Source organism: Enterobacteriaceae endosymbiont of Donacia piscatrix (assembly GCF_012569525.1).
GTDB lineage: Bacteria > Pseudomonadota > Gammaproteobacteria > Enterobacterales > Enterobacteriaceae.
The window spans coordinates 368,619-377,097 of the sequence record NZ_CP046200.1; the positions used below are offsets into that span (position 1 = coordinate 368,619).

Below are 8,479 nucleotides of genomic sequence, written 5' to 3' on the forward strand. Positions count from 1 at the left end.
TTTATATTATAAAACATAATTTGTAATTAACTTTATTAAAAAGTCAGGATATAATCCTAATACAATTGTTATAATTGTAAATAATAATAATAAATTTTTTATAAAAAAATAATAATTATTTTTTCTTACTTTAGTAAGGTATATATTTTTATTTATTTTAGATGGTTTTAAATATAAAATAATAATTGTATTTAAATAATAATATATTCCAATAGAACTCCCGAAAATAACTATATAAGCTAAATACCACATTTTCATTTTTATGCTTAAGGTTATTAAATAAAATTTTGAAATAAATCCTATAGTAGGAGGAATTCCAGCTAAAGATAATAACATTATAGTTAAAATAAAAGTTAAAACAGGATCATACCAAAATAAACCACGATAATAATATAATTTATCTATATTTATTTCATTAATATTTAAACTAGTGAATATACTCATTACACCAAAAATACCTAAATTATTTATTAGATACCCGATAACATATATTGACATTATTTCTAATGAAAAAACATGTGTTTCATATTTTTGATTATAAATTAATATTATAAACATATATCCTATATGAGCTATGGATGAATATGCTAATAAACGTTTAATATTATTTTTAGTTGTAAAACCCATAATATTACCAAATAATATTGATAATATTGATAATAAAATTATTATTTGTAAAATAAAAGATTGCATATAATGTATATATGCAAAATTAATTAAAAATTTAAATAAAAATATAAAAATTGATAATTTACTAAATGTAGATAAAAATAATGTAATAATTATTGGTGATCCTTGATAAATATCTGGAGTCCATAAATGAAATGGAAATATTGATAATTTAAATCCTAAACTTATTATTATTAATAATAAACCAATTATTGTTAAATAATTTATAGAAAAAAAACTGTGAATTATATCATTATTTAATAAATTAATAAAACATAAACTACCATTATCTAGATAAATAAAAGATATTCCTAATATTAAAAATGATGATACTAACATAGAAAGTATTGTATATTTAATACTAGCTTCTAATGCATATTTTAATTTTAAATTATAAAATATTAAACCAAAAATAGGTATAGATATTAGTTCAATACCAATTAACATTGGTATTAAATTATTTGAATCTAATAATACTAAACTTCCTATAGTTGAAATTATAATTAATAAATAAAATTCATCTTTATTATATTTAATAATAGATAACCATTTATAAGCTAATAAACATATTACTATATTAGTAATTAATAATATAATCTTATAAAAAATTAAATATTTATCTTGTAAAAATAAATTATTTATAAAAAAATTATTATTTTTTATATAAAAAAAAGATAGTATTGTAAATAAAAATCCAATAACTGTAACAATTAAACTTGTCATATTATCGCGTTTTATTGTTACTTTAATTAATAAAAATATTAATGATGTAATAATAATAATTAAAGGTATTAATGATTTAGTCATAAAATTTTCTATTTTATCTAAAAATTTATTAAAATAATATATAAAATTGATTAATAATTCATCATTATAATTCTATTATATATACTATTAATAGTATTATTTGATATATTTAAAATAAATTGTGGATAAAAACCTAAAATTATTAATAATATTAATAATATAAATAAAATAATTTTTTCTTTTAAAAACATATTTTTCTCTAAAATATTTATTCTAGTTTTAGAACCATAAAAAATTTTTTGTATCATATTTAATGAATAAATACTAGAAAATAATAAACTGAAAGTAGTAATACATGCACAAATAGGATGTTTATAAAAAATACCTAATAAAATTAAAAATTCTCCTATAAAATTTCCTGTACCAGGGATACCAATACTAGCTAAAGCAAAAAAAATAAAAAAACCTGGTAATGTATTTATACTATCCCATAATCCACCTAATAATTTTATATTACGTGTTTTTAATTTTTCATATATTTGTCCACAAAGAATAAATTGTGCAGAAGCAGAAATACCATGTGATATCATTTGTATAATTACACCTTGATAAGCTAATTTATTAAAACTATAAATTCCTATTAAAACATATCCCATATGGGATATGGATGTATATGCTATAACTCTTTTTATATCATTTTGAATATAAGCCATCCATGATCCATAAAAAATACTAAATATTCCTAATAATATTGCGATAAAAGAAAATTTTAAAGATGATATAGGAAATAATGGTAATGTAAATCTTAATAAGCCATAAGCAGCTGTTTTTAATAAAATACCTGCTAAATCAACAGATCCTGCAGTTGGAGCTTGACTATGTGCATTTGGTAACCATCCATGAAATGGAATAATAGGTAGTTTAACTGCAAATGCAATAAAAAAAGATAACATTAATAAAAATTCTGTTTTTAAATCTAAATGATTATTTAATAGAGCATTATATTCAAAAGTTAATACACCAGTAGATTTATAATAAGTAAAAACTAAAGTTAAAATCCCGCATAACATTAATAAACCACTAGATTGTGTATAAATAAAAAATTCAGTTGCTGTTTTAATACGACTATTTCCTTTAATATCTTTATGTCCCCATAAAGATATTAAAAAATACATAGGTAATAACATTATTTCCCAAAATAAAAAAAATAAAAACATATCTACGGATAAAAATACCCCAATAACACTACTTAAAATCCATAATAAATTTAAATGAAAAAAACCATGAAGTTTTTTTATTTCATTCCAAGAACAAACTACAGCCATTATACCTAATAATCCAGTTAAATTTATCATTATTAATGATAATCCATCCATAGCCAGATGAAAATGTATCCCAAATCTCGGGATCCAATTTAATATAAATTCTGACATCCATGTAGGATATAAAAAAAATATATGATTTTTAAAATTGTATGTATATAAAATTAATTTAATAATTGATATTATAAAAATAAAACTGATAGAAATTAAAGATATCCAACGAGGAAATTTATAATTTATTTTTTCACTTTGCCAACAAATTAAACCACTAAAAAAGGGAATTAATATAAACCAGGGTAATAACATAAAATTTCCTAACTATATTTTGTTATTTAATATATAAAATTAAATTTATTATATAAAATAATATTGATTATTAATAAATATTGTTAAGTATACTAAAATTATTATTGTTCCTATATATATAGATAATATATACCAACTAATATTTCCATTTTCACTTATTAATAATAAATACCCTATTTTCTTTAAAAGATTTACAAATAAATAATTTACTATTTTAGAAAAAGGATCATTTTTTATTATTAATAAAAATTTTTTAAAAAAATTTGTAAATATATTTTTATAAATATAATCTATATAATAACCATTTAAAAAAAAATTATTTATAAAATAGAAATAATAACAATAATTTTTAATAATTTTTTTTATTAAAAAATTATTTTGAATATAAAAAATATATAATAGACAACTACTAATTATAATTAGTATAGATATTATTTCTAAAATAAAATAATTTTTATGATTTAAAATTAATAATTTACTAGGAAATAAAAATTTTTGTTTTATTGGTAATAATATCACCCCAATATAACTGGATAATATTGTTAATATTATCATTGGAATATTATGTATAAGTATATTATTTTTAATTTTATTAAAAAAAATACTACTTTTACCATAAAAAATTTTATAAATCATACGAATAGTATACAAAGAAGTTAAAATACTACCTAAAAAACTAATAATAAGTAGAAATTTATGTTTGTTTATAAAAACTTCATACAATATTTTTTCTTTTGTAAAACCACTCATAGTAATAAAAGGTAATGAAATTAGTGATATTGAACCAAATAAAAAAATATAATATATAAATGGAAAATATTTTCTCATTCCCCCCATTTTAAGTATATTTTGTTCATTATCACATATAAAAATAATAGAAGCAACACATAAAAAGAGTAATGCTTTAAAAAAAGCATGTGATATTACATGAAATAAAGAAGCCTTCCACAAATTAATACCTAATGCTAAAAATATATAGCCAATTTGGCTCATTGTAGAATATGCTAAAATATGTTTGATATTATTTTGTATTAATGCAGAATAACCAGATAATAATATTGTTATTGCCCCAATAATACTACATACAAAAAAAATATAATTGTTCATTAAAAATAAAATATTATTACGTAAAATTAAATAAATACCAGCTGTAACCATAGTAGCAGCATGAATAAGAGCAGAAACAGGCGTAGGTCCAACCATTGCATCTATCAACCAAGTATTTAATGGGAATTGAACTGATTTACTTAAAGATCCTATAATAATCATTATAGATATTATTTTTAAATAATATGCTTTATAATAAATAAAAGATGATGTAGAAATATTTAATATTTCCGAAAAATTGAAAGTGTGAAATATTCTAAATATAAAAAACATTCCAATAATTAAAAAAATATCACTAAAACGAGTTATTAAAAATGCTCTTATAGCAGATAATCCATTTGATGATTTTTTATAAAAAAATCCTATTAACAAATAAGAACATACACCTACTCCTTCCCAACCAAAAAACATTAAAATAAAATTATTAGCTAAAATAAGTAATGTCATATTAGCAATAAATAAATTAGTATATGCAAAAAATCTAGAATATCCTTCTTTATTTTTCATATACCAAATAGAAAATATATGGATAAAAAATCCTACCCATGTAGTGATAAATAACATAACTAAAGATAATATATCTAAATATAAATCAAAATTAACATAAAAAAAATCAATATTTAGTATTTCCCATAAAGATTGTTTATAAAATAAAAATTTATTTTTTAAAAAAATATATCCTATTATTAATGTTAATATTGCACTTATACCTATAAAAATAATTCCAATTATTGAAATTTGATTTTTATTTAAATAATTAGAAAATAATGACAATATTAAAAAACTAATTAATGGCATTAAAATAATTAAAAAGAGAAATTTCATCCATTCATCTCACTAATCGAATTAATAATAATATTATTTTTATAATAATATAATTTTATTAATAAAATTAAACTTATACAAGTTTCTATGGCTGATATACTAATAGATATAATATACATAATTTCTCCTTCTGTTTGTTTCCAATAATTACCAGAAACTATACATGATAAAGCAGCAGCATTAATCATTAATTCAGAACAAATTAAAATATATAACATATTATTTCTAATTAATATTCCTGTTAATCCAATAATAAATATTATAATAATAAATATTAAAATATGATATAAAGGTATCATTTTATGTTCTTCTGTATTGTATAAAAATAAATAAAACTTTAATATTTTTTTTTATTTCCTATATGTAAAACAATAATTACACCTGATAATAACAATATTGACATTAATTCTACAATAATTTTATATTGCGTAAATAAATTTATACCAATATTTTGGATATTAATAAAATTATGAATAATTAATTTTTTTATATATAAGTGTTTTAAAATATAAAATATTAATATACAAAAAAAGAAATTTATAATTAAAATATTAATTATAAATAATTTTTTTTTTATAAAAAAAAAATTTTCTTCTAATTTAATATTTTTATAATTTAAAAACATTAAAACAAATATAAATAGTATGATAATAGCTCCAGCATATATAATGATTTCTAATGCTCCAGCAAAATAATTACCTAATAAAAAAAATATACATGATATTGAAATTAATGAAAGTAAAAAATATAACAATGTATAAATAGGATTAATACTAATTATAATTAAAAATGAGAAAATTATTGATATTAATTCTAATAAATACAATATTATTTTCATATAAAATACCTCTATAATTAAAATTATGGTAAAATATTTTTTATATCTACCTCTATACTTGAATCTTTTATATTATTTTTTTTATTATTTTTAATTTTAACTCCTGAAATATTATAAAAATTATATTTTATATCTTTTCCTGGATTATTAATTAATAAATCTTTTTTTTCGTATATTAAATCTTTTCTATTAAATTCACATAATTCAAAATCTGGAATTAATTGTATAGCTGATGTAGGGCAAGCTTCTTCACAAAATCCACAAAAAATACATCTAGAAAAATTTATCCTAAAAAATTTTGCATATGATCGTCCATTTTTATTTATAGATTTTTTTAAAGTTATACACCCTACTGGACAAACAACTGCACAAAGATTACAAGCAACACAACGTTCATTATTATCTAAATCAGATGTTAATATTATTCTTCCTCTATACCTTGGTGGTAAATAAATTTTTTCTTCTGGATACATTATTGTTTCTCTTTTACTAAAGAGATTTAATAAAATTAGGAAAATACTTTTTATTTGACTCATTATATTAATAAAAAATTTTTTAATATTCATTGTTTAACTTTATAAAAATTAGTTTAATTTTACTAAAAAAGAAGTAATTATAAGATTGATTAATGTTAATGGTAAACATATAAACCATCCAAAATATATTACGTTATCATGACGAGGTCTAGGTAATGATGCTCTTATTAAAAAAAATAATATTATAAATATAATAGTTTTAATTAAAAACCATATTATTGGTTTAAAAAATGGTCCTAACCATCCTCCAAAAAATAAAATAACAATTAAAGAAGATAATATTATTATATTAATATATTCTCCTATAAAAAAAAGTCCAAATTTAATTCCAGAATATTCAATATGATAACCATCAATAAGTTCTTGTTCTGTTTCTGGTTGATCGAAAGGATGTCTATGGCATAAAGCTATAGAAGCAATTAAAAATGGTATAAAACCAAAAAATTGAGGAATAATATTCCAACAATGTTTATTTTGATAAAAAATTATATCTAATAAATTAAACGAACCTGTCTGACAAACAATACCCATTAATGATAATCCTAAAAAAATTTCATAACTAATAATTTGTGCTACTCCTCTTATTATCCCTAATAAAGCATATTTATTATTACTTGCTAATCCTGCAAATAATATAGAATATACTGAAATACTAGCCATCATAAAAAAAAAAAGTATTCCAATATTTAAATTAGATATTATTATATATGGAGTAATAGGTAATATAGCAAATACAGATAATAATGTATTAAATGCTAAAATAGGCGCCAGATTAAACAATAATTTATTTGAAAAATTTGGAGTCCAATCTTCTTTGAAAAGCATTTTTATCATATCAGCTAAAACTTGTAAACAACCAAATAATCCTACTCTATTAGGTCCATAACGATTTTGGAATAAAGCAAGTATACGTCTTTCTATAAAACTTAAAAAAGCACTACTTATTAATAGTATTAATAATATGAATAATATTTGTAATACATAAAATAATTTTATAGAATTAAATAATGGAAACAACATCATTTTAATACCTTTATTTTTTCAATAATTTTACCTAAAAAAGATAATGGAATATTTTTAGTTCCTAAAGGAAGACTTACTAATCCTTGATTTAAAAATTTTGAAATATATGTTTTTAATATAAAAGTATTATTTAAACAATATAATTTAACTAAATAATTATTTAAAATTCCTAATTGTTTAGCATCATTTTTATTAAAAATTACGTAATAATTATTAAAATATTTTTTTATTAAATTAGATTTTTGTATTAAACTATTATTCTGAAAAAAATTTTGATATGCAACAATTATTAATTGATTATTGTAATTATGTTTATGATATATTTTTTTTATTTTTATTTTATATTTATTTTTTTGACATATTTTAAATCCTGTGTATCCATATTTAGATGAAATACCAATTTCTTTTTGAAATTTATATAATGATTCTGAAGAATTCCATCCAGGAGACCATAAAAATGGTATATGAGTATAATTAATATTTGAACCATAATTTCCTTCCATAGAAAAACTAAAAATAGTATCTTCATCTTTTGGTTGTTCAGGTTCATGTATATTTATATTGGAAAACATCGATGTTCTTCCGCTATATCTTAATGAAGATCTTGCAAATTTTCTATTATATACTTTATAAGTAGCAGGTGGAGCTGCTAAACTAATACCATTAAGTATTGGAACATATTTTTCACATTTTTTTATAATTTTATCTAAAGTAATTTTTTTATTTAAATTATTTAATTTTGCGTATATTTCATATATCCATTTCCAACTAGATCTTCTATCATTATTTTTATTATAAAAAGAAGGATTATAAACTTGAAAAAATCTTTGTGCTCTACATTCATTGTTAATAACAGTACCACTATTTTCCATAAAATTTGTTACTGGTAATATTACATTAGCTTTTTTCATAGTTCTCGTTAAAACATGATCTAATACAATTATATTAGGAATATTTTTAAAAAAATTATTAAGTATATTTTTATTTTCATAAAAATATAAATCGTTTTCCATTATAAAAATAGTATCTATATTAGAGTTGTCATGATTAACAAATTTTTTTTTTATAAATAAACTATTTAAAGATTTTCCTTGTATTAAACCAAT

At 18.6% G+C, this 8,479-nt stretch carries 8 protein-coding genes; all 8 read right to left on the reverse strand.

What is annotated here, in order from left to right; all coding sequences use genetic code 11:
• Nucleotides 1–6: 6 nt before the first annotated feature.
• Nucleotides 7–1,476 (reverse strand): NADH-quinone oxidoreductase subunit N, encoded by a 1,470-nt coding sequence (locus GJT96_RS01870; RefSeq protein ID WP_169780510.1) that lies wholly within the window; start codon nucleotides 1,474–1,476, stop codon nucleotides 7–9.
• Between the two features lie 50 nt (nucleotides 1,477–1,526).
• Nucleotides 1,527–3,044 carry an NADH-quinone oxidoreductase subunit M gene (gene nuoM / locus GJT96_RS01875; RefSeq protein WP_169780511.1) on the reverse strand — a complete coding sequence of 506 codons (1,518 nt, stop codon included), beginning with the start codon at nucleotides 3,042–3,044 and terminating at the stop codon, nucleotides 1,527–1,529.
• Nucleotides 3,045–3,092: 48 nt separating this feature from the next.
• Nucleotides 3,093–4,976: an NADH-quinone oxidoreductase subunit L gene (gene nuoL / locus GJT96_RS01880; RefSeq protein ID WP_169780512.1), complete on the reverse strand. Its 1,884-nt coding sequence runs from the start codon at nucleotides 4,974–4,976 to the stop codon at nucleotides 3,093–3,095.
• Nucleotides 4,973–5,275, reverse strand: coding sequence for an NADH-quinone oxidoreductase subunit NuoK (gene nuoK / locus GJT96_RS01885; RefSeq protein WP_169780513.1), 303 nt, complete (start codon nucleotides 5,273–5,275; stop codon nucleotides 4,973–4,975). Before nuoK ends, nuoL begins: the two co-directional genes overlap by 4 nt.
• 38 nt (nucleotides 5,276–5,313) lie before the next feature.
• Nucleotides 5,314–5,814, reverse strand: coding sequence for an NADH-quinone oxidoreductase subunit J family protein (locus GJT96_RS01890; protein WP_169780514.1), 501 nt, complete (start codon nucleotides 5,812–5,814; stop codon nucleotides 5,314–5,316).
• Nucleotides 5,815–5,837: 23 nt separating this feature from the next.
• Nucleotides 5,838–6,380, reverse strand: a complete 543-nt coding sequence (nuoI, locus tag GJT96_RS01895; protein WP_169780515.1) for an NADH-quinone oxidoreductase subunit NuoI — start codon at nucleotides 6,378–6,380, stop codon at nucleotides 5,838–5,840.
• Nucleotides 6,381–6,398: 18 nt separating this feature from the next.
• Nucleotides 6,399–7,373: an NADH-quinone oxidoreductase subunit NuoH gene (gene nuoH / locus GJT96_RS01900; protein WP_425591411.1), complete on the reverse strand. Its 975-nt coding sequence runs from the start codon at nucleotides 7,371–7,373 to the stop codon at nucleotides 6,399–6,401.
• Nucleotides 7,370–8,479, reverse strand: a 1,110-nt coding sequence (locus GJT96_RS01905; protein WP_169780516.1) for a molybdopterin-dependent oxidoreductase, incomplete at its 5' end; no start/stop codon positions are given. The genes nuoH and GJT96_RS01905, both read right to left, overlap by 4 nt.